The sequence below is a fragment of the Promicromonospora xylanilytica genome (assembly GCF_054782895.1).
Map to the genome: position 1 here is coordinate 97490 of NZ_BAAGRP010000072.1, position 24041 is coordinate 121530.

Below are 24041 nucleotides of genomic sequence, written 5' to 3' on the forward strand. Positions count from 1 at the left end.
GGACGCCGTCGAACCCGCCCCCGCATGCCAGGCTGGGCGTATGACCCAGGCAACCGAGAGCCCCGCGACCCAGCGTGCGGACAGCTCCGCGCGCGACACCTGGTGGGCCGCCCTGGCCGGTGTCCTCGCGGGCGCCGCCGGGCTCGCTGTCGCGGAGCTCGTCGCCGCTCTCGTCGCCCCCGGCGCGAGCACCCTGTTCGCCGGCGGCGCCGCCGTGATCGACGCCGTGCCCCCGTGGCTCAAGGACTTCGCCGTCGAGACCTTCGGCACCAACGACAAGGCGGTGCTGCTCGCGACGATGGGCGTGGTGCTGGCTCTCGGCGCGGCGCTCGCGGGCCGGCTGGAGCTGCGTCGCCCGCCGTCGGGGGCCCTGCTGATCGCCGCCGTCGGCGTGGTCGGGGCCATCGTCGCGATGCTGCGCCCCGACGCGACCCCGCTGTGGGCGCTGCCCAGCATCGTGGGGATCGGCGGTGCCATGGTGCTGCTGCGGCAGGCCGTCGCGCGGCTGCGACCGGTCGCCGACCTGCGCTCCGGTTCGGGCAGCACCGTCGACCGGCGCGGGTTCCTGGTCGTCAGCGGGATCGCGGCGGGCGTGACCGTGCTGGCCCTGGCCGGCTCCCGCGTCGTGTCGGCGGGTGCCGCGGCCGTGAGCGTCGTGCGCGAGAAGATCCGGCTTCCCGCCGCGCGCAGGGCCGCCCCGGCAGTGCCCGCCGGGGCCGACCTGGAGCTCGACGGCCTGGTCCCGTACATCACCCCGAACCCGGAGTTCTACCGCATCGACACGGCCCTGCGGGTGCCGCAGCTCGACCCGGCCCAGTGGTCCCTCGAGGTGCACGGCATGGTCGAGGAGCCGTTCACGATCACCTGGGAGGAGCTGCTCGCGCTACCGCTCGAGGAGCACCACGTGACCCTCTCCTGCGTGAGCAACCCGGTGGGCGGCGACCTCATCGGCAACGCCCTGTGGCTCGGTTACCCCATCAGGGCGCTGCTGGAGCGCGCCCGGCCGCAGGCCGGGGCCGACATGGTGCTCTCCCGCAGCGACGACGGCTTCACCGCGGGGACGCCGCTGGACGTGCTGCAGGACCCGGACCGGACCAGCCTGCTCGCGGTCGGCATGAACGGCGAACCGCTGCCCGTCGACCACGGATTCCCCGCACGCCTCGTGGTGCCCGGGCTGTACGGGTACGTCTCGGCCACCAAATGGGTCACCTCGCTCAAGGTGACCACCTTCGACGCCGACCAGGGCTACTGGACGCCGCGCGGCTGGTCTGCGCTGGGCCCCGTCAAGGTGCAGTCGCGCATCGAGGTGCCGCGCGGGCCGGTGGCGGCAGGCGCGGTGACGGTGGCCGGTGTCGCGTGGGCTCCCCACACCGGTATCGCCGCGGTGGAGGTCCGGGCCGACGACGGCGCCTGGGTCCCCGCGGAGCTCGCCGAGACCGTCGGTCCGGACACGTGGCGCCAGTGGCACGTGTCCCTCGACCTCGAGGCGGGCGAGCACACGCTGGCCGTCCGCGCCACGGACGCCGACGGTCTGGTCCAGACCGACGCCGAGGCCCCGCCCGCACCGGACGGGGCCACCGGCTGGCACACCGTGGGCGTCAGTGTGGGCTGACCTTCAGGTGCGTACGGCCGTGAACAGCAGGTAGTCCCAGCTCATGGCACCGTCGTCGGCCTGGTAGCGGGCGGCGAGGTCCAGCAGGGCGGCGTCGAGGGCGGCGGTGCGCTCCGCGTCGCCGGCCAGGTTGCGGTACACCGCGATGGTGGGGCCGTAGGTGGCCTTGAAGAAGTCGCGGAACTCCACGCCGGTGGCGAACCTGTCGACCAGCAGGGAGCGCACCTCGGCACGCACGTCGGTGACGTCGCTGCCGAGCAGGGCGCGCACGTGCTCCTCGTCGCCCCACAGCGGTGGCGGCTCGGCGCCGGGCGGCGGTGCGGGTGCGTAGGGCTTCATGGTGGCGAACATCTGGCCGATGAACCCTTCGGGCGTCCACGCGATGAGCCCGATCGTGCCGCCGGGTCGCGTGACACGGAGCAGCTCGGCCGCGGCGGTCCGGTGGAACGGGGCGAACATGACCCCGACACACGACAGCACCGTGTCGAACGCCCCGTCGCCGAAGGGAAGCTCGTGGGCGTCGGCCTCCTCCCACGTGAGCCGGACACCGCGGGCCGCTGCGGCGGCTCGCCCGGCCTCGAAGAGTTCCGGCGTGAGATCGGAGGCGACGACGTGGGCGCCGGCGAGAGCCGCGGGGATGGCGGCGTTGCCGGAGCCCGCCCCGACGTCGAGCACATGGTCGCCTGGCCGCACTGCCGCGGCCTCGACCAGGGTGGCGCCGAGGGTGGGGATCACCTCGGCGGCGACCGCCGGGTAGTCGCCGAGCGCCCACAGGGCGCGATGCTTGGTCCGGATGGTGGTGAGTACGTCGGGCGGGACGACGGCCGTGTCGACCATGGCAGTGCTCCTCGTCGTGGATCGATGGGACCTTCACTGTCCGCCGAGGGCGTGCGCCGATCCAGTGCCGAATCTGTACCGGGTGAGGTTCACGGTCTGTAGTGGTGCCGGCCCCGGTCCGGGCGTTGACTGGAGGTGCGGGGGCTCGGCAAGGAGGTGCCATGACGACATATGGCCAGTTCTGCCCCGTGGCCAAGGCCATGGAGGTGCTCGACGAGCGATGGACCCTCCTGGTGGTCCGCGAGCTGCTGGCGGGCAGCACCCGGTTCAACGAGCTGCGGCGTGGCAACCCCAAGATGTCCCCGGCGCTGCTCGCCAAGCGGCTGCGCAGCCTGGAGCGTGCGGGAGTGGTGCTGCGGCACGAGACGGACGGCCACGTGGGGTACCGGCTCACGCAGGCGGGCGAGGAGCTACGCCCGCTCGTCGAGGGTCTCGGCGCCTGGGGCACGCGATGGGTCGGTGGCCTCGGTGAGGCGGACCTCGACCCGCACCTGCTCATGTGGGACATGCGGCGTACGGTGCCCGTGTCGGCCTGGCCGCGTGAGCGCACCGTGGTCGCGTTCCGGTTCGACGGCGTGCCGCCACCGGTCGCGCGCTGGTGGCTCGTGGTGCGGGACGGCGAGGTCGACGTCTGCGACTACGACCCGGGGTTCGAGCCGACGGTGACGGTGTCGGCCGCGCTGCGCACCCTGGTGCGGGTGTGGCGTGGCGACCTGTCGTGGCAGGGTGCGCTGCGTGCGCAGGACGTGACCCTGGAGGGGCCCGCCGAGGCGCGCAGGGAGCTGCCGGGGTGGCTGGGGCAGTCGACCCTGGCCGTCGTCCCGCGACCGTGACGGCCGCCGCCGGATTTCGCCTCGGGCGTCGGGCAGAGCGGCGCCGGGGTCAGCAGAGCGACGTCGGCGCGGACGACGTGGCGGCGGCGAGCAGCTCGTGGAGCTCGGCGCGCTGTCGCGGCGTGAGCGCTTCGAAGACCTCGTCCTCGACCGCGGTCAACGCGGACTCCGCCCTGCAGAGCAGGCTCACGCCGTCGTCCGTCAGGGAGACGACATGCCGGCGCCGGTCCTCCGCCGAGCGGCGCCGCTCGACCAGACCCCTGCTCTCCAGCTCGTTGAGCAGGCCGACGACGTTGGTGCCGTCCAGCACGAGGGCGGAGGCCAGGTCGCGCTGGGTGATGTCGCGGCGCTCGCGGAGCACGGTGAGCGCGACGAGATGCCTGGTGCGCAGCCCGAGCGGGGCCAGCGCCGACTCCGACCGTCGGCGGAGGTGGCGTGCGAGATAGTCGATGAGCGCGCCCGAACGACGTACTGGCTGCTCCAGGACCGGCAGCTCGTCCACGGCAGCTCCCTTCGTCGACACGACCCCGCGCTCCAACACTACGGGAGCGCGAGGCCGTGACGTGGGGAATTACGCGCTGAGCACGTGCTCGGTGGTCAGGCCCGGTGCTCAGGCCCGGTGCCCAGGCCCGGTGCTCAGGCGAGCGCGGGGGCGGCTGCCCAGAGGTTGTCGACCGCGGCCTCGGCCTGCCGACGGCTCTCCTGCGCCTGCGGCACCAGCCCGGCCATCGCGGGGTTGACGTGGGCGAGCGTCAGCTCGGCGGTGATGAACCGCGGCTCGAGCCCGACCATCGCCACGCCGTGGGGGAGCCAGGCGGTCGCGTGGTCCCAGCCGTGGCGCGGGGCGTCCTCGGCGTAACCGCCGCCCCGTGAGACGAGGACGACGAAGTCCCGGCCGCCCAGCAGCCCTTTCCCGGACGCGGGGTCGAAGGAGAGGCCCGGCGCCATCAGATGGTCAACCCAGGCCTTGACGCTGCTCGGGGCGCCGTAGTTGTAGATCGGCAGGCCCAGCAGCACCGTGTCGGCGGCGGCGACCTCGCCGACGAGCTGTGAGATCCGCGCCCACGCCTCGGCCTGGGCGGGGGTGTGCTGCTCCGGGGGAAGCTGGCGGCAGATGTTGGCCGTGCTGTCGAAGTGGGGCACGGGCTCGGCGCCGAGGTCGCGGTAGGTCACCGTCCCGTCGGGGTGCGCGGCGCGCCAGGCATCGGCGGCGCGCGCGGTCAGCTGCCTGCTGACGGAGCTCTCGCCCTGGATGCTCGCGTCGATGTGCAGCAGTGTGGCCATGGTCGGGTCCTCCTGGAGGTCGTGGATCGGACCCTTCTCACAATCATTGCCGAACCACAAATCATCCCCACACCACCTGTGATCTACGCCACTGCCAGCCGCCCGCCCGGCTGACCTGCCGGCCGCCCGGCTTCGTTGACCACAGCACGTTCTGCCGTTCCCCGCGTCGATCCGGCAGCAGGTGCTGTGGTCAACCCCCGGAGGGTGAAGGAGGGGCGGGGAGCCAGTGTTCTCTCGACAGGATGGTGGTCACCTCCTTGACCAGGGTGCCGTTGTAGATGTCCGGCGAGAAATAGCGGAGGACGATGTTCCGCCCGTCGCTGACCAGCCCGTTCTGACGGGCCGCGTCGTGTCGCACCTGGCGCTCCGTGCCGTGGAACTCCTGGGAGTCGATCTCGACGATCAGCCAGCGGCCGTCGCCCAGGCGCCAGGCCAGGTCGGCCCGGCCGAGGAACGTCCCGCGCGAGTCGAAGAACTCATGCTGCAGATCGTCCGGCCCGATCCCCGCGTCGCGGAGCCGCAGTCTCGCATGGCTCTCCGGCGGGGACTCGGCTCGTGCGTCGGTGCACGGCAGCCAGGCCCGCACCTTCGCCGAGCCCCGGCGCCGCCGCAACAGTCGCTCGACGGTGGCCAGCTCTTCCGTGCGGATCAGCCCTTGGTTCAGCGCGCTGTCGAGGCACGCGACCGCCTCGTCGCGGCTCAGCCGGGGCAGGGCCTGGGCCAGAGCGCGCGGTACGTCGGCGACCTCGCGGCCCTGTACCACGACAGTCTCGGACCTCGTCAGGTACTGCCGCACGATGATCCCGTCCCGCGTCCTTCCCGCCGCGCCCCGGGGGAGGGCGACCTCGGGGGTGAGGCGACGGGGCAACCCCTGCACGCCGTGCAGGACCAGTGCGCACGCACCGACGGCGATCGCGCGTCGGCGAGCGAGAAGGGCGCACCAGGCGGACCGCAGCCGATCCACGTCATGAGGGTGTCGGTGTGCCGGCACGGCGCCCGTGTCGTAGACACCCCTGGCCGTCCGCCGCCACGAGCCCCGGCCGACCAGGCTCCGTCGCTGTGACGGGCCGACGCCGGCCGCCCCGCACTGAGCGGCCGACACGAGACCACCCTGTCGGAGGGCCAGGCTCAGCAGCTCCTCCGGGACGGGCGGTGTTCTCGGCATGCCGCCATTACACCGAAAGAAAGCGCTTGGTGTTCGTTGCTATCCACAGGTGTCGATGTTGACCACAGTGTTTGCTGCCGGAAATGGGCATGAGCCGGCAGCAAACGCTGTGGTCAACGCCAGGGCGAATTAGCCAGGGGTCAGCTCAGGGTCAGTGATTCGATGAACTGGGGGAGCATGGTCTGGTGGCTCTTCGGCAGGGTCATCGTGATCACGTACCTGCCGGGGTCGTCGGCGCGGTGGACGAGAATCCGGACGGGCGTGACCGCCGCCTCGGCCTCCGGGTTGATGCCCGCGGCGGCGGACAGGTCCGCCGTCCCTTCCTCGACGGAGGCCAGGCTCGACCCGGGCAGGTCGAACGACGTGGCCTCCGAGCCTGGCTCCTGGGTCAGGCCACCGGCCTCCGAGTCGTAGAACTCGTACTCCGGGGTGACATGGGCGACCCGGAGGAACGGCGGTGCGTCCGGGTCCTCGCCGCTGCGCCACATGTCGGACGTCGAGCCGGGCTCGTCCTGGACCCGGCCGCTGCTCACGATCTCGGGTGGCAAGGCGTAGGTGAGTCCCTCCAGCTCGTGCACGGTCCAGCCGTCGGGCACCGACCCCGGCGTGGCCTTCCGCGGCTCCTCCGCAGCGGCCGGCCTCTCGGTGTCCGACGCCGACGGCGAACCACCCGGGAGCAGCATGCCCTGCGTCGCCGGACCGCCGAGGGCGAGCGCGGCCCCGGCGACGGCGGCCACCGTCAGCAGCCCGCCGCCGGCGGACAGGGCGGCGCGGCGGTTCCGCGTCCGCCGGATCGCGACCCGGGACATGGCGTGCGGGTTCGCGGACGTGGGTGGCACGACGCCGGTGCTGAGCTCGCGCAGGTGCGCCACCCAGCTCTCGTCGGGTCCGGTCGTGGACTGCTTGGTCGTGGTCATGCGTCCTGTCCTTCCGAAAGTAGCTCGCGCAGGCGGGCGAGGCCGCGTGCGCCCTGGGACTTCACGTTTCCGATGCTCACGCCGAGCTCCTCGGCGACGTCGGCCTCGGACCGGTCGAGCAGGTGGCGCAGCACCACAACGCGCCGCTGGCTCGGGCCGAGCCGGCGCAGCGCCCGCACCAGGCGTTCCCGCTCGGCGACCTGTGTCTCGTCGACGACGGCGGGGGAACCGCTCGCCTCCTGCACCACCACGACGTCCTCCGGCGAGCGCAGGACCTCGCGGCGGGTGCGGCGCCAGCCGTCGATCCGTGCCGTGGCCAGCACCCGCCGGGCGTAGGCGAACGGGTGACCGTCCTTGATCCGGGACCAGTGCCGGTAGGTCCGTTCCAGCGCGATCTGCGTGAGGTCGTGCGCCCGGTGGTCGTCGCCGCACAGCAGGTAGGCGATGCGGTGCAGGGCTGCCGTGCTCTCGACGGCGAAGAGCCGGAACTGCTCCTCCGCGGACACCCCGGTGCGGACCACGGAGAACTCGGGCTCGGGAACCGGTCTGCCGACCGCCGCGCCCGCCGGCGGGTCCGTCGCTTGGCTGATTGCGTTCATGACAACTGGACGCACCCGGAGCGGGAGAAGGTTGCACGGCGGATCTTTCCGGTTGCCGTCGCCCGCTACGATTGCCCTACAGGCATCGACCCGGCCATCACCGGTGAGCCTCCGGAAGAACAGGTCACTCCGTCGCCGTCGGGCAGCGGGTACCCCAGTAGAACCGGACGGGTAGGCCCGTCACAGCCGTCAACGAGCGGCCGCGCGTGAAGGCGTGCGGCAAGCGGGGTGGTACCGCGGCGCACCTTGGTGCGGCGTCCTCGCAGCAGAAGCACCACAGAAGTCCACCTGCTGCCGAACGCCGAACCGCCAGGAGCCAGAAGAGACCATGGCCTACCCGCTGCACCGTCCCAGCGACGCCGAGGGCACCGTGCCCGCGTCGCCCAGCCTGCCCGATCTCGAGCGCGACGTCCTCGCGTACTGGGAGAAGGACGACACGTTCCGCGCGTCCGTCGAGGCCCGTCCGGCCGGCGAGAACGGCAGCAACGAGTTCGTCTTCTACGACGGCCCGCCGTTCGCGAACGGCCTTCCGCACTACGGTCACCTGCTGACCGGGTACGCGAAGGACGTGGTGCCGCGCTACCGGACGATGCGCGGCCAGCGCGTCGAGCGCCGCTTCGGCTGGGACACGCACGGCCTGCCCGCAGAGCTGGAGGCCATGAGCCAGCTCGGGATCAAGACCAAGGACGAGATCGTCGAGCTCGGCATCGACAAGTTCAACGAGGCGTGCCGCTCCAGCGTGCTCAAGTACACCGACGAGTGGCGTACGTACGTGACGCGCCAGGCCCGCTGGGTGGACTTCGAAGGTGACTACAAGACGCTCGACCCCACCTTCATGGAGAGCGTGGTCTGGGCCTTCAAGTCGCTGTTCGACAAGGGGCTCATCTACGAGGGCTTCCGCGTGCTGCCCTACTGCTGGAACGACCAGACGCCGCTGAGCAACCACGAGCTGCGCATGGACGACGACGTGTACCAGCAGCGCCAGGACCCGGCGGTGACGGTCGGGTTCGCCGTGACCGAGGTCCCGGAGGGTGCGGACACGCTCCGGACGGGCGACCACCTGCTGATCTGGACCACCACGCCGTGGACCCTGCCCTCCAACCTGCTCGTCATGGTGGGTCCGGACGTCGACTACGCGATCGTCGAGTCGTCCTTCACCGGCACCCCGCAGCGGTACGTGCTCGCGGAGGCCCGCGTGGACGCGTACGCGCGCGAGCTGACGGACGACGGTGCCGAGGCGCCGAACGTCGTCGGGCGGCTCAAGGGGAGCGACCTGCTGGGCGCCGCCTACGCCCCGCCGTTCTCGTACTTCGCGGGACACGAGGGTGCGCACCGCGTGGTCGAGGCCGACTTCGTCACCACCACCGACGGCACGGGCCTCGTGCACAACGCCGGAGCCTTCGGTGAGGAGGACAAGCAGGTCAGCGACCGCGAGGGCGTGGAGCCCGTCATCCCTGTGGGGGCGGACGGCCGTTTCACCTTCCCCGTCGAGGAGTACGCGGGGCTGCAGGTCTTCGACGCGAACGCGCCGATCATCGACCACCTCAAGGCCCGCACGCGCGGCACGGCCGACGACGAGTCGGGGCGCACGTCGTCGGGCACGGTGCTGCTGCGCCGCGAGCAGTACGCCCACTCCTACCCGCACTGCTGGCGCTGCCGCCAGCCGCTGATCTACATGGGGGTGTCCTCGTGGTTCGTCGAGGTCACCAAGATCAAGGACCGCATGGGCAAGCTGAACCAGGAGATCACCTGGGTGCCCGAGCACACCAAGGACGGCCAGTTCGGCAAGTGGCTGGAGAACGCGCGTGACTGGTCGATCACGCGGAACCGGTTCTGGGGCTCGCCGGTGCCGGTGTGGAAGAGCGACAACCCCGAGTACCCACGCGTCGACGTGTACGGGTCGTTCGCGGAGCTGGAGCGAGACTTCGGCCGGCTGCCGCTCGACAAGGACGGCAAGCCGAACCTGCACCGCCCGTTCGTCGACGACCTCACGCGCCCCAACCCGGACGACCCGACCGGGCAGTCCACGATGCGCCGCGTCGAGGACGTGCTGGACGTCTGGTTCGACTCCGGCTCGATGCCCTACGGCCAGGTGCACTACCCGTTCGAGAACTCGGACTGGTTCGAGCACCACTTCCCCGGTGACTTCATCGTGGAGTACATCGGTCAGACGCGCGGCTGGTTCTACATGATGCACGTGCTCTCCACGGCGCTGTTCGACCGGCCGGCCTTCAAGGCGGCGGTGTCGCACGGCATCGTGCTCGGCTCGGACGGCCGCAAGATGAGCAAGTCGCTCAAGAACTACCCGGACGTCAACGAGGTCTTCGACCGCGACGGCTCCGACGCGATGCGCTGGTTCCTGATGGCCTCGCCGATCCTGCGCGGAGGCAACCTGGTGGTCACCGAGGAGGGCATCCGTGACGCGGTGCGCCAGGTGCTGCTGCCGCTGTGGAGCACGTACTACTTCTTCACGCTGTACGCCAACGCCGCCGGGGACGGTGGGGGCTACGCGGCGCAGCCGCTGACCGCCGAGCGGGTCGCCGGACTGCCCGTCATGGACCGGTACCTGCTGGCGCGCACGCGCGGGCTGGTCGCCGACGTGACCGAGCAGCTCGACACCTACGACATCGCGGGCGCCTGCGACACCGTGCGCCACTACCTCGACGCCCTGACCAACTGGTACGTGCGCACGCAACGGGACCGGTTCTGGGCGGAGGACGCCGACGCCTTCGACACCCTGTCGACCGCGCTCGAGGTGCTGTGCCGGGTCATGGCGCCGCTCGCGCCGCTGCTCACGGAGGAGGTCTGGCGGGGCCTGACCGGCGAGCGCTCCGTGCACCTCGCGGACTGGCCGGCGCTCGCGGCCGGCTCGCGCGAGGACGCGGTGCTCCTGGCCGACGACGCCCTCGTGGCCGCAGTCGAGTCCGCCCGCGCCGTGGTGTCCCAGACGCTGGCGCTGCGCAAGGCGAACAAGCTGCGCGTGCGGCAGCCGCTGCGGTCGCTCGTCGTCGCGGTGGGCGACCCGGACGGCGTGGCGCCGTTCACCGGGCTGCTGGAGACCGAGCTGAACGTCAAGGAGGTGCGCCTGGTCGCGTTCTCGCCCGAGGTGGCCGCCGAGTTCGGCATCATGGAGCGGCTCGCGGTCAACGCCAGGGCCGCGGGCCCGCGCCTCGGACGCGGGGTGCAGGCCGTGATCAAGGCGGCGAAGTCGGGCGCCTGGTCGGTCTCCGACTCCGGCGCGGTAGTGGTCGCGACGGCCGACGGCGACGTCGAGCTGCTCGAGACGGAGTACGAGCTGACGACCGTGGTGGGCGGCGAGTCGGCGGAGTCGGCAGAGGTCGCGGCCGCCGTGCTGTCGGGTGGCGGCTTCGTGGTGCTCGACCTCGCGCTCGACGACGCGCTGCGCGCCGAGGGCTACGCCCGCGACGTGGTGCGCGACGTGCAGGACGCGCGCAAGGCCGCCGGCCTGCAGGTCGCCGACCGCATCGCGCTCGACCTGACCGTGCCGGCCGAGTGGGTCGCCGCCGTCGAGGAGCACCGCGAGCTGGTGTCGCGCGAGACACTGGCGACGTCGTTGACGGTGACCGCGGGCGCATCGGGCGCCGAACGCGCGGTCAAGGTAACGAAGGCCTGACCCGCCGCCTCCGGCGAGTGCTGGCTATCTGTTGGGAAGTCCCGGTTCGGGCAACAGATAGCCGGCACTCGACGCCGTTGTCGTCCGTCAGGTGTCGATGCGGGCGTTCCAGCGGTCCAGGATGTCGACCATCGGGATGCCGTAGACGTAGGAGAAGCACTGGGTCGACACGGACGTCGATTCGCAGCTGCGGCGGTTCGAACCCCCGTCGATCATCCCGCGGGCGTGCGCCTTGCCGTCGATGACCGTGTACATCGGCCCGCCGCTGTCACCTCCGCCCACCACGACGCCGTCGTCGTCGCGGCTGGCCCGGAACCCGTGGCAGGTCTCCTGACCGCAGGTCCACGCGATCTCCGTGGCGCGGATCGTCGCGCAGTGCTCCCCGGTGACGGCGCCGGAGCTGCAGATCTCCTGCCCGACGGCCGGGCGCTGTACCGAGGCGACCGGGAACAGGTGGCGCTCGTGCGTGCTGGTCGCGTTCCACGGGCCACCCAGGACGGCGCCCGCGGTCTCGGGGCCGCCGACCGGGTCGATGAGCTGGGCGTCGACCTCCGGGGCCCGGTCGGTGACCGTGCCCAGCCGCTGCCCGGCGCCGTTGCGGACCACGTCTCCCACCCGCTTGTTGCAGTGGGCGGCGGTGACGATGCGGTGGTCGCCCGCCCCGGTCACGATCGAGAAGCCCGTCGTGCAGTAGTCGGTCCCGTCCTTGGTCGCGATCGCCCCGCCGGCGTGCCACGGCGCCGCGTCGTCGCGGCGGTCGCCGGCGGTGGACTCGACCTGGTGGTGGATCGTCCGGACCTGCACCGGCACTCCGGCCAGGCGTTCCAGCCGCCGGTCCAGCGCGTCCGCGCCCGGGGCACCAGGGCCACCGCTGACCTCGACGACGAGACCCGTGTAGTCCTCCGCGGGCAGCACGGTCAGTACGCTGACGGGCGCTGGAGCCGCGCGCTGGGCGTCCAGCAGGCGGGTGCTGGCGGCATGCAGGTCGGCACCGCTGAGGGCCGTCCGCCGCACCTCGACCAGTACGTCGTCGGAGACCCGCTCGGCGAGGGCGCCGACCGCCGCCGGCGCGGCACCCTTCCAGGAGACGGTCACTGTCGCGGACTCGTAGTCGACGGACACGCCTGCGTAGCCAGGCACCTCGGAGAGCGCGGTGGCGGCGCCTGCGGCCCGGTCGACGGCGGCCTGGGTGGCTGTGCGGAACATCGCGGCGTTCTGCCCGGTATTGTTCGACGCCTGCTGGTTGGTGGACGGCTGGCCGATGGCGGTGACGCCCACGGTCGCCGGAACGGTGGTGGCCGTTGCCGCCGGAACGGTGAATGCCGCGGTCAACGCCATGGTCCCGACGAGCACCGCACGCTGGACCCTGCTGTTTCGCCTCATACTGCCGCTTCCCCACGACGAACCCGGAGCACCGCCTGCTGACGCTGCGGTGTCATCGTTCTGCAGGGGGTGAAATCGCGCAACACGGTGTGTGATGTGCGGAATGCGGGGCGAGCAGTCCGCCGTCCGTCGGGGCGATTGCCTGGCGGGTGGCTCTGGGGGCAGTTGCATATGCGGACAGCATTAGTACTATATGTAATGCGATGGGCAGTAGCCCTGAGAAGTGAACCCGGGAGCCTGCCCGATTAGGCGGGTGGCCCGGGTTTCGCGCTGTCTACGGCCTGCCGGGCAGCACACTCTGGGCGTCCACGTGCTGAGCGATCAGCGGTGTCGCCCGCTGTCTCCAAGGTTCGCCGTGCTGCCAGCACCAGGCGACAGCGTCCGCGGCCCAGAGCAACGGATCCTCGTGCCTGTCGCGATGCTCGTAGCGGACGCTGGTCTTGTTCAGTTCCTCGAACAGCCAGCGCCGATCTTTCCCTTCGATCGTCTGGTCCCGTTCGAGCACGAGAAGTGCCACTTCAAGCTGGACCGCCTGTCGGGCAAGCGCGCGGATCGATGCCTCGCGCGGTGGTGTCCTCGGGTGGGTCCGATTGGTGATGATCATCGCACTGACCCCGTATGTCACCAGTGCATCGACGACTGCGGCCCGCTGGGCATTGTTCGCCTTGTGAAAATGGATGCTTCGACTGCCTGCAGCCCGCAGGCCGCGCAGTGCTGCGCGCAGCGTGTGGACGTCGCGCGGCGGCACGAAGACGACGGCGAGCACGTAGCCCCGCGCCTTCGTCTCGTCGACGTAGGCGTTGCAGCCCAGCGGAATACTGCTCGCCTCGGTGTGCGCGGGCTTGGCCACGGTCCAGTCCTCGAAGTGGTGTGAGATGGCAAAAGAAGGCGAGCCCCAGCGTCAGGGGTCTCGCCTTCTCGTAGGTCTGAGAGCAGATTACAGAGGGACAGAGGAGTTGTCGCGGCGGGTTCGGGGCAAGGGCGGAGCGAACGCCCTCTCGGTCTCCGCGTTCACCACATCCAGGGCGATTCCGACGTACGACTGGGTCCCGATCATCAAGCACCCGCCGCCCTGGGCGCGGGCAGTCTCCACACCAAGGGTGAGCGCGGTTCGTGCATCCAGCACCTCGTCGTGCAGGGCCTCCGTCTTGGCGAACGTCAGATAGTCATCAGCCCGCGCCGCGATCACCCGTCCGAACCCGCGCAGTTCGGCGAAGCACGCCTCGGCGTCCTTGGAATCGGGAAAGCTGGCCACAACGGTGTCCAGGCTGCCGTGCCACCGGAGGTACTCGGCGACGCTTGCTGCCACGCCTTCGGGAGAGATCGCACCGTCAACCATGACCGGGACCTCGCCGACATGGTGCCGGCTCAGCCGGCCGGGCACCCGCACGCTGGCCAGCGTTGCACTTGCCAGGTTGTCATCGACCCGCCACCCGAGAACCGAAGCCAGGGCACGGCCCGCCGCTTCTCCGGCGGCGGCGTTGAGCAGCGTGATCGGGGCGAGACCGGCCGGAAGCGTCGTCGATCGGTCCGGGGCCACGGTCACCAGCCGTGTCCCGAACTTCGCGGCAGTCTCCTTGACGATCGCTGTCACCTCAGCGTCCTGCGGCACGGTCACGATCGTGCGGGTGTCCGGTCCCACAACCCCGAGCAGGTCCCGCGCCACGTCGTCGAGCGTGGGGCCGAGCTGCTCACCGTGCTCGTAGAAGATCTTCGTCACCGCGACTACCTGCGGATCGAACAGACTCACTTCGTCGGACCGTCCGCCGAGCCCTTCCTCGAGGACGAGGACGTCGGCGCCCCGACCGGCGAGCCAGGCGGCGCCGGTGATCGTGTACGCCCCGGTGGGGGAGAGGTATCCGGCGCTCTCTGCCGGGACGGCGGCTCGTGCCCGGGTGAGTGCCTCGGCGACCTGTTCGTACTCGTCGGGCGAGATGGCAAGGCCATCGAACCTCATCCGTTCGCGGTTGGTCTGCAGGCCGGGCGAGGTCACGAGCCCGACGTGCGCTGGGTTGCCGTCGGCGACAAGAGCAGCCGACAGCGTGGCAGCCGCATGGACAGCCGTCGTCCCCTTGCCCTTGGACCCCACGACGACGAGTACCGGCGGCGTGCGTGTCCAGGTGCCGAGGGTCGCACCCACGGCCCGCGCGCGGGGTAGGGAGCGGCGTGTGCCGGGCTGCCGGCTGTTCCACTCCTCGAAGAAGGATGCGTCTCCGGGAAGGTGCTGGGCGGTCACCTGCCTACCTTCTCACCGCCCCGACCGGCGTCCGCGCCGGGAGCGTCGACAGCACCGGGCATCTGATCGACCCAGGCCTCGTCCACGCGTGCACGGCTCCGCGGTTGCGGGATGCGTAGACGGGCGAGCGCGAACACAGACATCAGCGCCGTCCCGAGCCCGAGAGTCGGCCAGTGCGGATCAGGTAGGGCGGCGCCGGCAAGGACCAGGCTCGCCAACGGGACGACCAACGAGTTGAGGTTGCGCACCAGCACGGGCCGTAGCCGTCTGCGCACCGTGACGACCGTGGCGACCGGCGCACCCAGCTGGTCGCGCAGGAGCGTCGACATGCGGACCGTGACGTGCGGAGATATGCCCTCGGGCAGGTCAGGCCACAGTCGGTTGACCCGCTGCACCTTTCTGATCGACTCTGTGGGGGAGCTCGAAACCGGCGAGTCGTGGTCGGCGACGGCGAGCGCGACCACCTCTCGCCCTCCCCACCGGACGAGTACCTGCTGGCCCGACTCGATGCCGATGCGGTCGAAGACGGCCGGATGCAGCGTGACGATCGGGGCTCCGTCGTCACCGGCATGTGCCTGAACCACCCGGGCCGAGAACTCTGGCGCGCGGAAGAGCGCGCGCCACAACCGTTCCATGGCGCGATCGACGGCCTCGCTCGCCCGCTGGACTCGCTTGCCGGGGAGTCGATGCCTGATCACGTCGGGCCGTGCGGCGACAAGTGCGACGAGGCCGTTGTCCGTCGCACCGTCCGAGGCTGTCAGGAGGCGGAGCTGATAGGCGAGCCGGACGGTGCCCGGCCGGACATGATCACGTGGCACTGCACGCACCCAGGCGGTCACACCGCCCTGCACCAGGAGATACGTGCCGGGCTCAACGTCGTTCGGGTTGACCTGCACCTCGTCTGCTGCCGGCATGTCGTCGACGAGTGCGGAGAAGATCCGAAGGGAGACGACCTCCGGCATCTGCACCGAGACAGTCGCGGCATCGTGCATGGCCGCGCGCAGTCGGCGGCTCATCCCGATCTGGCCCGGGTGCAGGGCGCGGGCCGACTCAGGGATCCCGTCCGCATCCGATCTCCAGGCCCACGCCACCGCATCACGACTTTCGGTGGCGACGGTGACGGGCACCGGTCCGGCCGTCCCCGACAGCATGTCGGGATGCATGACGGCGATCGGCAGCCCGGAGGCGATCTTCACAGGGGCCGTCGTCAGGGCCGAGGGACTTGCGGACGCAGCCTGTTCGATGACAGTGACCAGCCCGGTGACAAGGCGACCTAGTTCTGGAGCCTTTCCAGTCGGGGGCCGCAGGTGCGCTCCGATCTCGACCTGTACCGCGGACATACCGAGCGACTGCGCGAAGGATGTCACCGTCGTCGGGCGCATAGCGTCGAAGATCTGGTTGACCGTGACCAGAAGGCCGCTGTCGTCCAGCGCGGTGACCACGGTCGGCGAGGCTGTGCCACTGCCCGTGCCCAGATCGACATCGGACTCCGCACGGCTCCGCATGCCGTGAAGGTCGATGACTACCGTCGGGCGCAGCTCCGCCAGCCGGTCCTTGAGCGGATGCTCCTGGTCGTAGTTCGCGTCCCCTGGCGTGTCCAGGGCGACGAGCGCCGTGCACCCGGTCACCCGCGAGAGCAGGACAGCGAGTCCGCCCGTGCCACGGTCCGCGACCTTCCCTGCGCCGTTCCGTTCGTGGTTGGTCGCGTGCGGAGCGGTGACAACGACGTCCGGACGGCTGGTCCCCGCGATCTCGAGCAGGCCGGGTGTCGGCTCCGACACACCATCGGTGGTCGGCACGAGCAAGGGCGAGGGGCCGCCGTCGTACTCGTTCTGGCTGAAGATCCGCTCGAAGTCCAGCCATCGGGCCGTGAGGTCGGCCAAGGTTTTCGACGTCTGCTGCTCGTCCGACACCTGCTGAGCCCCCGCACGAGATCGGCAACGTTGATTCCGGAACCCTATCCTCGTCACGTGGACGAAGCCTTTGAAGCAGTACGCCGCGAGATCGCGGCACGAGCCCCCGAATTCGACATCGACCCCACCATGGCCCGCGTCGAGCGCGTCCTCGAACTCCTGGGCGACCCGCAGAAGGCCTACCGGACCGTCCACGTCACCGGGACCAACGGCAAGTCCTCCACCGCCCGCACGGTCGAACGCCTCGTCCGTGAGCACGGCCTGCGCACCGGCCGGTTCACCTCCCCGCACCTGACGAGCGTCACGGAGCGCATCGCCGTCGACGGCGAGCCGCTCAGCCAGGAACGGTTCGTCGAGGTGTTCGAGGACGTCGCGCCCTACATCGGTGTCGCCGACCGTGAGTCCCAGGAGCGCGGCGGCCCGCCGCTGAGCTTCTTCGAGGTGCTCACCGTCATGGCGTTCGCGGCCTTCGCGGACGCGCCCGTCGACGTCGCGGTCATCGAGGTCGGCATGGGCGGCACGTGGGACTCCACCAACGTGGTGGACGGCGAGGTCGCCGTCATCACGCCCGTCGCCATGGACCACGAGCGATGGCTCGGCTCCACGATCGACGAGATCGCCACGGAGAAGTCGGGAATCATCAAGGACGGCGCCGTCGCCGTGATCGCGGAGCAGCCGGACGCTGCCTTCGAGCCCATTCTCGCGCGCGCCCAGGCCGTGGGCGCCCACCTGGTCCGGGAGGGCGTGGACCTCGAGGTCGCCGACCGGCGGGTCGCCGTCGGCGGTCAGCTGGTCGACCTGCGCACGCCCGCCGGCGTCTACACCGAGATCTTCCTGCCCCTGCACGGGGCCCATCAGGCGCACAACGCGCTGCTGGCGCTCGCGGCCACCGAGGCCCTGATCAGCGGCGGGCGCGCGCTGGGCGCCGAGATCGTGGAGGCGGCGTTCGGCGACGTCGAGGCGCCCGGGCGCCTCGAGGTGGTGCGGACGAGCCCCACCGTGGTGGTCGACGTCGCGCACAACCCGGCCGGTGCCGAAGCGATCGTGGACGCGCTGGAGGAGTCGTTCAACCTGGAGCACATCGTGGCCGTGGTGGCCGTGATGGCGGACAAGGACGCCGAAGGGCTCCTGTCCGTGCTGGAGCCGACGGTCGCGGAGATCGTGGTGACCCGGAACTCCTCCGACCGGTCGGCGGACCCGGAGACGCTCGCCGAGGTGGCCCGCGAGGTGTTCGGGGAGGAGCGCGTGCACGTGGCCGGCCGTCTCGACGAGGCGCTGCAGCTCGCGGCCGACCTGGTCGAGGCCAACGACAAGCACGGCGGCGGCGTCGGCACCGGTGTGCTCGTCACCGGTTCTGTCGTCACGGTCGCGGACACCCGCATCCTGGTCGGCCGCGGCTGACGCCCGCTCTTGGTCGTGGGCGCGCCCACGACCAAGAGCGGGGACGCTGTACGCACGGCGATGTTCTGGTGTTTCATGAACACCAAGGGACTCGTGTGCGGGCTCGGCGCCGTCGCCGGGTCGGACAGCCCCGCGAGGAGGTCGCCGTGAAGAAGCTGCTGAACGATCCTGCCGATGCCGTGGCCGACTCACTGGCCGGTTTCGCGCTCGCCCACCCCGACCTGGTGCGGCTCAGCCCGGCGCCGGTGTACGTCTGTCGCGCCGGAGGCGCAGTGACGGGCAAGGTCGGTCTGGTCAGCGGCGGAGGTTCGGGGCACGAGCCGCTGCACGCGGGCTTCGTGGGTGACGGCATGCTCGACGCGGCCGTACCGGGCGCCGTGTTCACCTCACCGACGCCCGACCAGATCCTGCCCGCCATCCAGGCGGCGGACGGCGGCGCGGGCGTGCTGACGATCGTCAAGAACTACACGGGCGACGTGCTCAACTTCGAGACCGCGGTCGAGCTCGCGGAGGTGGAGGGCATCGAGGTCGCCTCCGTGCTGGTGAACGACGACGTCGCCGTGGAGGACTCGCTCTACACCGCCGGCCGGCGCGGGGTGGCCGGGACGGTCGCCGTCGAGAAGATCGCGGGCGCCGCCGCCTACCGGGGCGCCGACCTCGCCGGGGTCGTCGCCGTCGCCGAGCGGGTCATCGCGAACGTGCGGTCCATGGGCGTCGCGCTGGCGGCACCGGTCGTGCCGCACGTCGGCGGGCCCAGCTTCGACCTGGGCGACGACGAGATCGAGGTGGGCATCGGGATCCACGGCGAGCCGGGCCGCCACCGGGTCCCCGCCGCCGACGCCGACGCCGTCACGGAGATGCTGCTGACGCCGGTCGCCGACGATCTGGGCCTGGGCCGCGGTGAGCGAGTGTTGCTGTTCGTCAACGGTATGGGCGGCACCCCGCTGTCCGAGCTCTACGTGGTCTATGGTCGAGCGCGGCGCCTTCTCGAGGAGCGTGGCGTGACGGTCTCCCGTTCGCTGGTGGGCAACTACGTGACGTCCCTCGAGATGCAGGGGGCATCCATCACCGTCCTCCGGATGGACGACGACCTGGAGACCCTCTGGGACGCGCCGGTGAACACTGCAGCACTTCGGTGGTGAGACAGGAGGGTTCCGGACATGGTGTTGGACGCGGACTGGGCTGAGCGATGGGTGCGCCGTACGGCGGACGCGATCGCGGACGCGAAGGGCGAGCTCACCGAGCTCGACCGGCAGATCGGCGACGGCGACCACGGTGAGAACCTCGACCGGGGCTTCAGGGCGGTGGTGGCGCGGCTCGACGACGTGGCGGCCGAGGCCGGCTCCGCCGACGAGCGGACGGTCGGCGACGTGCTGAAGCTCGTGGCGACCACGCTGATGTCGACCGTCGGCGGTGCGTCCGGCCCGCTGTACGGCACGGCGTACCTGCGGGCGGCCAAGGTGTCCGGACGCCCGACGATCGACCCGCCCGCCGTCGTCGCGGTGCTGGAGGCCGCCCTCGAGGGCGTGTCCTCGCGCGGCAAGGCGACGGTGGGCGAGAAGACGATGGTCGACGCGTGGCACGCCGCCGTCGAGGCCGCGGAGTCGGCGGCGGGCGACGGCGGTTCGGAGGTGGACGTCCTGCGGGCGGCTGCCGAGGCCGCCGACACGGCCGCGACGGGCACCATCCCGCTCGTCGCGACCAAGGGCCGCGCCTCCTACCTCGGTGAACGCAGCGCGGGTCACGAGGATCCCGGCGCGCGGTCCACCGCGCTGGTCCTGGGGGCGGCCATGGCCGCGGCCCTCGCGGGTCCGACGCCGGCCGACCCCCGCACCGTGGCATGACGGCGCGTGTCGCCCTCGTCCTCGTCTCCCACTCCGTCGAGCTGGCGCGCGGGGTCGCGGAGCTCGCGGAGCAGATGGCGCCCGACGTCCTCATCCGCGGCGTGGGCGGCGGGCCCGACGGCGGGCTCGGCACCTCGCTCGACGCGGTCCAGAAGGCTCTCGCGGACGTGCTGACGGCGCTCGCCGACGACGCGTCCGGCAGCGGCCCCGAGGGTGTCGGCCAGGAGGGTGCCGGCCAGGACGGCGGCGGCGTCGTGGTGCTCGGCGACCTCGGGTCGGCGGTGCTCACGATCGAGGCGGTGCTGGAGCTCGACGAGTCCCTGAGCGAGCACGTGGTGCTGGCGCGAGCGCCGTTCGTCGAGGGGGCTGTCGCCGCGGCGGTGACGGCGCACGGCGGCGCCGACCTGGGTGCGGTGCTGGAGTCGGCGAACGCGTCGATCCGGATGTTCGCCGCGCCCGAGGCGGCGCAGCCGCCCGAGGGGGCCGCGGCGGCGCCGGGCGCTGGGTCGGAGAGCGCACGGACGGTGACCGTCCGCAACCCGCTCGGCCTGCACGCTCGGCCCGCGGCGCTCGTGTCGCGCAAGGTGGCAGAACTCGGCGCCGCCGTCACGATCGACGGCGTGGACGCCTCCAGCGTGCTGCAGCTCATGGCTCTCGGTGCCACCCAGGGCCGCGAGCTGCGGGTCGAGGGGACGGGGGAGCGGGCCGCCGAGGCGGTGGCGACGGTCGTCGAGATGATCGACGGGGGCTTCGGCGAGGTGTGACGGCCGTCTCAGCTTTTTGCAGTTGATGAATTTTTGCGGCCAGTGCAAGAATTAGGGCATGGTCCCCACCTCCTCCCGCGAGCCCGCCGCGCCCGCGGACGCCGCCGCGCGGCCCGGTCTGCGTGAGCTCGCGTCCGCGCTCGAGGGGTCGTCTGCCGAGCAGGGTCTGCGCGAGCGCAAGAAGCTGGCCCGGCGCGGGGCTCTGATCGACGCCGCGCAGCGGCTGGTCGCCGAGCACGGCCTCGACGCCGTGACGGTCGAGATGATCAGCGCGGAGGCCGGCGTCTCGGCGCGCACCTTCTTCAACTACTTCGAGTCGAAGGACGACGCCGTGCTCGGCGCGGAGGACACCGACATCCCCGAGGACGTCGTCCGGACGTTCGTCGACGGCGGCCCCACCGGCCGGCTGCTGTCCGACCTGCAGGCCGTCGTCGTCGCGCTGCTCGCCCCCGCGGGTGAGGCCCATGACCGGGCGGTGCGTGCCATGGACATCGTCCACCAGGAGCCACGTCTGCTGCAGCGCCACGTGGTCTGGATGGACCGGCACAAGAACCGCCTCGTCGAGCTCCTCGAGGCCCGCCGCGCGACCACCCCGTTCAGTACCTCCACGGAGCTGCTGACGATGCTCGTGCTGCTGATGATCCGCACCTCCCTCGTCGCATGGGAGCACGCCGGCTACACCGGTAGCCCCGCCGACCACCTGCCCGTCGCCGTCGCGGAGCTCGTCGACGTCGTCGCACAGGACCTCGACTCCTGATCTCGATCCCCTCGGCACCACCTGATCCCCAGAAAGGCACACCCGCCATGAGCCACGCCGTCACCACGGCACCGGACAAGCCGCTGGTCGTACTCAACCAGCGCACGATCTGGCTGATCTTCGGGGCCCTGATGGCCTCGATGTTCCTGTCCTCCCTCGATCAGACCATCGTCGGCACGGCCATGCCCACCATCGTGGGCGAGCTGAACGGTGTGGAGCACCAGGGCTGGGTCATCACGGCCTACATCCTTGCGATCGCCATCGCGATGCCGCTCTACGGCAAGTTCGGTGACCTGTACGGGCGCCGCTGGCCGTTCCTCGTGGCGGTCGGCCTGTTCGTCGTCGCGTCCGTCGGCGGCGGCATGGCCCAGACCTTCGAGTCGCTCGTGGCCTGGCGCGCCGTGCAGGGCCTCGGCGGCGGTGGCCTGATGATCCTGTCGCAGGCGATCATCGCCGACATCATCCCCGCGGCCGACCGCGGTAAGTACATGGGCCCCATGGGTGCCCTCTTCGGCATCTCCGCCGTCGCCGGTCCGCTTCTCGGCGGCTGGCTCACCGACGGACCCGGCTGGCGCTGGACGTTCTGGATCAACGTGCCGATCGGCATCGCCGCCTGGTTCATCGCCTACTTCGCGCTCAAGCTGCCCTCGCACCGCACCACGCGGCCCACCGACTGGGGCGGCATCCTGACGATGGCGCTGGGCACCACCGGCATCGTGCTGCTCACGAGCTGGGAGTCGCTCGGCAACGACGGCTACGACTGGTCCGACCCGATGCTCCTGGGTCTGCTGGTCGGCACCGCCGTGGTGGTCGGCCTGTTCGTGCTCATCGAGAACCGCGTGTCCGAGCCGCTCATCCCGCTGCGGCTGTTCAAGAACCCCACCTTCACCATCACCACGCTCATCGGCCTGGTGCTGGGCATGGGTATGTTCTCCGCCATGGCGATGCTGCCGACGTTCCTGCAGATGTCGGCTGGTGCGGGCGTGACCGAGTCGGGTCTGCTGATGCTCCCGATGATGGCCGGCGTGATGCTCACGTCCATCGCCTCGGGCTTCGCGATCTCCAAGACCGGCCGCTACAAGATGTACCCGGTCGTCGGTCTGATCATCACGATCGCCGGCATGATCTGGCTGACCCGGCTCGAGGGCGGCATGTCGCTGTGGCTGTTCGGGGCGATGATCTTCGTGCTCGGCGCGGGGATGGGCCTCATCATGCAGACGATCGTGCTCGCCGTGCAGAACTCGGTGGACCCGCACGAGCTGGGCACGGCGACGTCGTCGAACAACTTCTTCCGGGAGATCGGCGCCGCGGTCGGTACCGCCGCGTTCACCACGGTGTTCACCTCGCGCCTCTCGGACAACCTGGAGGGCGTCTTCGGCGGCCTGCCGGAGGGCGCCGCACCTGCCGGTGGCGGCTCCGGCCTGACGCCGGCGATCGTGGAACAGCTCCCCGAGCCGCTGCGCAGCGGTGTGGTCGACGCGTTCGCGCAGTCGCTCGCGCCGGCGTTCTGGTACCTCGTCCCGCTGGTCGCCGTCGGCCTCGTGCTCGCCCTCTTCCTCAAGGAGATCAAGCTCTCCGGTGAGGCCGGGATGGTGGCGCGCGGCGAGGCGGTCATGGAGGGCAAGGAGACGGATATCCTGGACCGGTGAGCAAGGACCAACCTGCCCCTGGCGACCGCATCAAGCCGAAGAAGTCCGCGCTGGTGCAGTTCACCTCCACCACGCTGCTGCTCGAGGTCTTCCTCGTGCTGTTCGCGACGATGGCGGTGTGGGCGCTGCGCGACTCCGAGTTCGGTCGTGGGCCGCTCCGCATCGAGTCGAGCGCGGCGATCTGGGTCCTGGGCTGCGTCCTCGCCCTGGTGCTCGTGATCCTGTCGCGGGTCCAGGGCTCGGCCGCCGGCCGGGCCGCCGGCACGGTGGCGCAGGTCCCCGTGCTCGCGATGGGCCTGCTCGTGCCGATGATGTACCTGGTCGGCGGCATCTTCGTGGTCCTGTGGATCTACGCCCTCCGCCTCGGCGCGCGTGTGGACCGGGAACGCGCGGAGTACGACGCCGCCCACCCGGAGACGGCCCCCAACGCACAGTGACGCACCGTGCCAGGACGTGTCGGACCCCCAGGCCGCTCCGGTGACCTGGGGGTCCCGCACGTTCCGGTCGGTGGCGCGTCCCGGCCCCGATAGGGTTGACCCATGACCGACGTCGCAGAGAAGACCCTGCCCACGGAGGCCTCGACGCAGCCCGTGGCCGAGCGCACCCTCGTCCTCGTCAAGCCGGACGGCGTGCGCCGCGGCCTGTCCGGTGAGATCTTGCGCCGCATCGAGACCAAGGGCTACACGCTGCGGGCGGTGGAGCTCAAGAACGCCACCACGGAGATCCTCGCCGCCCACTACGCCGAGCACGAGGGCAAGCCGTTCTACGGCCCGCTGGTCGAGTTCATGATGTCGGGCCCCGTCCTGGCGGTCGTCGCCGAGGGCGAGGGCGTCATCCCCGGCTTCCGCTCCCTCGCCGGTGCCACGAACCCGACCGACGCCGCCCCCGGCACCATCCGTGGCGACCTGGGCCGCGACTGGGGCACCAAGGTCCAGCAGAACCTGGTCCACGGCTCCGACTCGGCGGAGTCCGCGGCGCGCGAGATCGCGCTCTGGTTCCCGGAACTGGGCTGACCCCGCCCCGACCTCCCCCGCCGAGGTAGTCACCAGGCGAAGTAGTCATGCAGCGAAGTAGTCGCGCAGCGAGGTAGTCATCCAGCGTGTACGGGTGACTACCTCGCTGCATGACTAGGCGGATTCAACTGGTGGTCGCAACACCCCTGATGATCGGGGTGTTCGATGAAGTCTTGGAGCCGTCTTCCCGTGCCGCGGGA

The 24041-nt window shown here is 71.2% G+C and carries 21 protein-coding genes and 1 pseudogene; 11 read left to right on the forward strand and 11 right to left on the reverse strand.

All coding sequences use genetic code 11. From position 1 onward, the window contains the following. Positions 1–40 precede the first annotated feature (40 nt). The gene (locus tag ACYVK7_RS21900) at positions 41–1612 is read left to right on the forward strand and encodes a molybdopterin-dependent oxidoreductase (RefSeq protein ID WP_460889839.1); all 1572 of its coding nucleotides are present in this window, start codon (positions 41–43) and stop codon (positions 1610–1612) included. A 3-nt stretch (positions 1613–1615) separates the two neighbouring features. Here the strand turns inward: ACYVK7_RS21900 and ACYVK7_RS21905 are convergent, their stop codons facing one another. Then, positions 1616–2449: a class I SAM-dependent methyltransferase gene (locus ACYVK7_RS21905; protein ID WP_460889840.1), complete on the reverse strand. Its 834-nt coding sequence runs from the start codon at positions 2447–2449 to the stop codon at positions 1616–1618. 161 nt (positions 2450–2610) lie between these two features. Between ACYVK7_RS21905 and ACYVK7_RS21910 the strand changes: the two genes are divergently transcribed. After that, on the forward strand, positions 2611–3282 hold the full coding sequence (locus ACYVK7_RS21910) for a winged helix-turn-helix transcriptional regulator (protein ID WP_460889841.1): 672 nt from the start codon (positions 2611–2613) through the stop codon (positions 3280–3282). Positions 3283–3331: 49 nt separating this feature from the next. Here the strand turns inward: ACYVK7_RS21910 and ACYVK7_RS21915 are convergent, their stop codons facing one another. The 6 genes and pseudogenes from ACYVK7_RS21915 to ACYVK7_RS21940 all read right to left on the reverse strand — a co-directional run bounded on the left by ACYVK7_RS21915 (position 3332) and on the right by ACYVK7_RS21940 (position 7247). Continuing rightward, positions 3332–3784, reverse strand: coding sequence for a MarR family winged helix-turn-helix transcriptional regulator (locus ACYVK7_RS21915; protein WP_460889842.1), 453 nt, complete (start codon positions 3782–3784; stop codon positions 3332–3334). 134 nt (positions 3785–3918) lie between these two features. Further along, complete coding sequence (locus ACYVK7_RS21920; RefSeq protein WP_460889843.1) at positions 3919–4566, reverse strand: FMN-dependent NADH-azoreductase; 648 nt, start codon at positions 4564–4566, stop codon at positions 3919–3921. A 190-nt stretch (positions 4567–4756) separates the two neighbouring features. Then, on the reverse strand, positions 4757–5530 hold the full coding sequence (locus ACYVK7_RS21925; RefSeq protein WP_460889859.1) for a type IV toxin-antitoxin system AbiEi family antitoxin domain-containing protein: 774 nt from the start codon (positions 5528–5530) through the stop codon (positions 4757–4759). Between the two features lie 51 nt (positions 5531–5581). Beyond that, positions 5582–5731 (reverse strand): annotated as a pseudogene (locus ACYVK7_RS21930) (type IV toxin-antitoxin system AbiEi family antitoxin domain-containing protein); the annotation flags it as partial. Between the two features lie 140 nt (positions 5732–5871). Further along, positions 5872–6648, reverse strand: coding sequence for a hypothetical protein (locus ACYVK7_RS21935; RefSeq protein WP_460889844.1), 777 nt, complete (start codon positions 6646–6648; stop codon positions 5872–5874). Further along, on the reverse strand, positions 6645–7247 hold the full coding sequence (locus ACYVK7_RS21940) for a SigE family RNA polymerase sigma factor (protein WP_460889845.1): 603 nt from the start codon (positions 7245–7247) through the stop codon (positions 6645–6647). The genes ACYVK7_RS21935 and ACYVK7_RS21940 overlap by 4 nt, the downstream gene beginning before the upstream one ends. A gap of 328 nt (positions 7248–7575) precedes the next feature. Here ACYVK7_RS21940 and ileS point away from each other — a divergent pair, with 328 nt between their 5' ends. Next, a complete protein-coding gene (gene ileS / locus ACYVK7_RS21945) occupies positions 7576–10881 on the forward strand; it encodes an isoleucine--tRNA ligase (protein ID WP_460889846.1) in 3306 nt (1101 codons plus the stop codon). Between the two features lie 87 nt (positions 10882–10968). Here the strand turns inward: ileS and ACYVK7_RS21950 are convergent, their stop codons facing one another. The 4 genes from ACYVK7_RS21950 to ACYVK7_RS21965 form a co-directional block, all read right to left on the reverse strand. After that, the gene (locus tag ACYVK7_RS21950) at positions 10969–12264 is read right to left on the reverse strand and encodes a chymotrypsin family serine protease (RefSeq protein ID WP_460889847.1); all 1296 of its coding nucleotides are present in this window, start codon (positions 12262–12264) and stop codon (positions 10969–10971) included. A 274-nt stretch (positions 12265–12538) separates the two neighbouring features. After that, on the reverse strand, positions 12539–13114 hold the full coding sequence (locus ACYVK7_RS21955) for a hypothetical protein (protein ID WP_460889848.1): 576 nt from the start codon (positions 13112–13114) through the stop codon (positions 12539–12541). Between the two features lie 87 nt (positions 13115–13201). Beyond that, positions 13202–14500, reverse strand: a complete 1299-nt coding sequence (locus ACYVK7_RS21960) for a folylpolyglutamate synthase/dihydrofolate synthase family protein (RefSeq protein ID WP_460889849.1) — start codon at positions 14498–14500, stop codon at positions 13202–13204. Continuing rightward, on the reverse strand, positions 14497–16383 hold the full coding sequence (locus ACYVK7_RS21965) for a hypothetical protein (RefSeq protein ID WP_460889850.1): 1887 nt from the start codon (positions 16381–16383) through the stop codon (positions 14497–14499). Before ACYVK7_RS21965 ends, ACYVK7_RS21960 begins: the two co-directional genes overlap by 4 nt. Positions 16384–16470: 87 nt before the next feature. Between ACYVK7_RS21965 and ACYVK7_RS21970 the strand changes: the two genes are divergently transcribed. The 8 genes from ACYVK7_RS21970 (at position 16471) to ndk (ending at position 23841) form a co-directional block, all read left to right on the forward strand. Continuing rightward, entirely contained in the window at positions 16471–17814 is a 1344-nt protein-coding gene (locus tag ACYVK7_RS21970; RefSeq protein WP_460889851.1) for a bifunctional folylpolyglutamate synthase/dihydrofolate synthase, read from the forward strand. 146 nt (positions 17815–17960) lie between these two features. Next, a complete protein-coding gene (gene dhaK / locus ACYVK7_RS21975) occupies positions 17961–18956 on the forward strand; it encodes a dihydroxyacetone kinase subunit DhaK (RefSeq protein ID WP_460889852.1) in 996 nt (331 codons plus the stop codon). An 18-nt stretch (positions 18957–18974) separates the two neighbouring features. After that, the gene (gene dhaL, locus ACYVK7_RS21980) at positions 18975–19658 is read left to right on the forward strand and encodes a dihydroxyacetone kinase subunit DhaL (RefSeq protein ID WP_460889853.1); all 684 of its coding nucleotides are present in this window, start codon (positions 18975–18977) and stop codon (positions 19656–19658) included. Next, positions 19655–20422 (forward strand): HPr family phosphocarrier protein, encoded by a 768-nt coding sequence (locus ACYVK7_RS21985; protein WP_460889854.1) that lies wholly within the window; start codon positions 19655–19657, stop codon positions 20420–20422. Before dhaL ends, ACYVK7_RS21985 begins: the two co-directional genes overlap by 4 nt. Positions 20423–20480: 58 nt before the next feature. Then, complete coding sequence (locus ACYVK7_RS21990) at positions 20481–21179, forward strand: TetR/AcrR family transcriptional regulator (RefSeq protein ID WP_460889855.1); 699 nt, start codon at positions 20481–20483, stop codon at positions 21177–21179. A 47-nt stretch (positions 21180–21226) separates the two neighbouring features. Next, positions 21227–22828, forward strand: coding sequence for an MDR family MFS transporter (locus tag ACYVK7_RS21995; protein ID WP_460889856.1), 1602 nt, complete (start codon positions 21227–21229; stop codon positions 22826–22828). Next, positions 22825–23265, forward strand: coding sequence for a DUF4233 domain-containing protein (locus ACYVK7_RS22000; protein ID WP_460889857.1), 441 nt, complete (start codon positions 22825–22827; stop codon positions 23263–23265). Before ACYVK7_RS21995 ends, ACYVK7_RS22000 begins: the two co-directional genes overlap by 4 nt. Positions 23266–23367: 102 nt before the next feature. Next, on the forward strand, positions 23368–23841 hold the full coding sequence (ndk, locus tag ACYVK7_RS22005; RefSeq protein WP_460889858.1) for a nucleoside-diphosphate kinase: 474 nt from the start codon (positions 23368–23370) through the stop codon (positions 23839–23841). Positions 23842–24041: the final 200 nt, after the last annotated feature.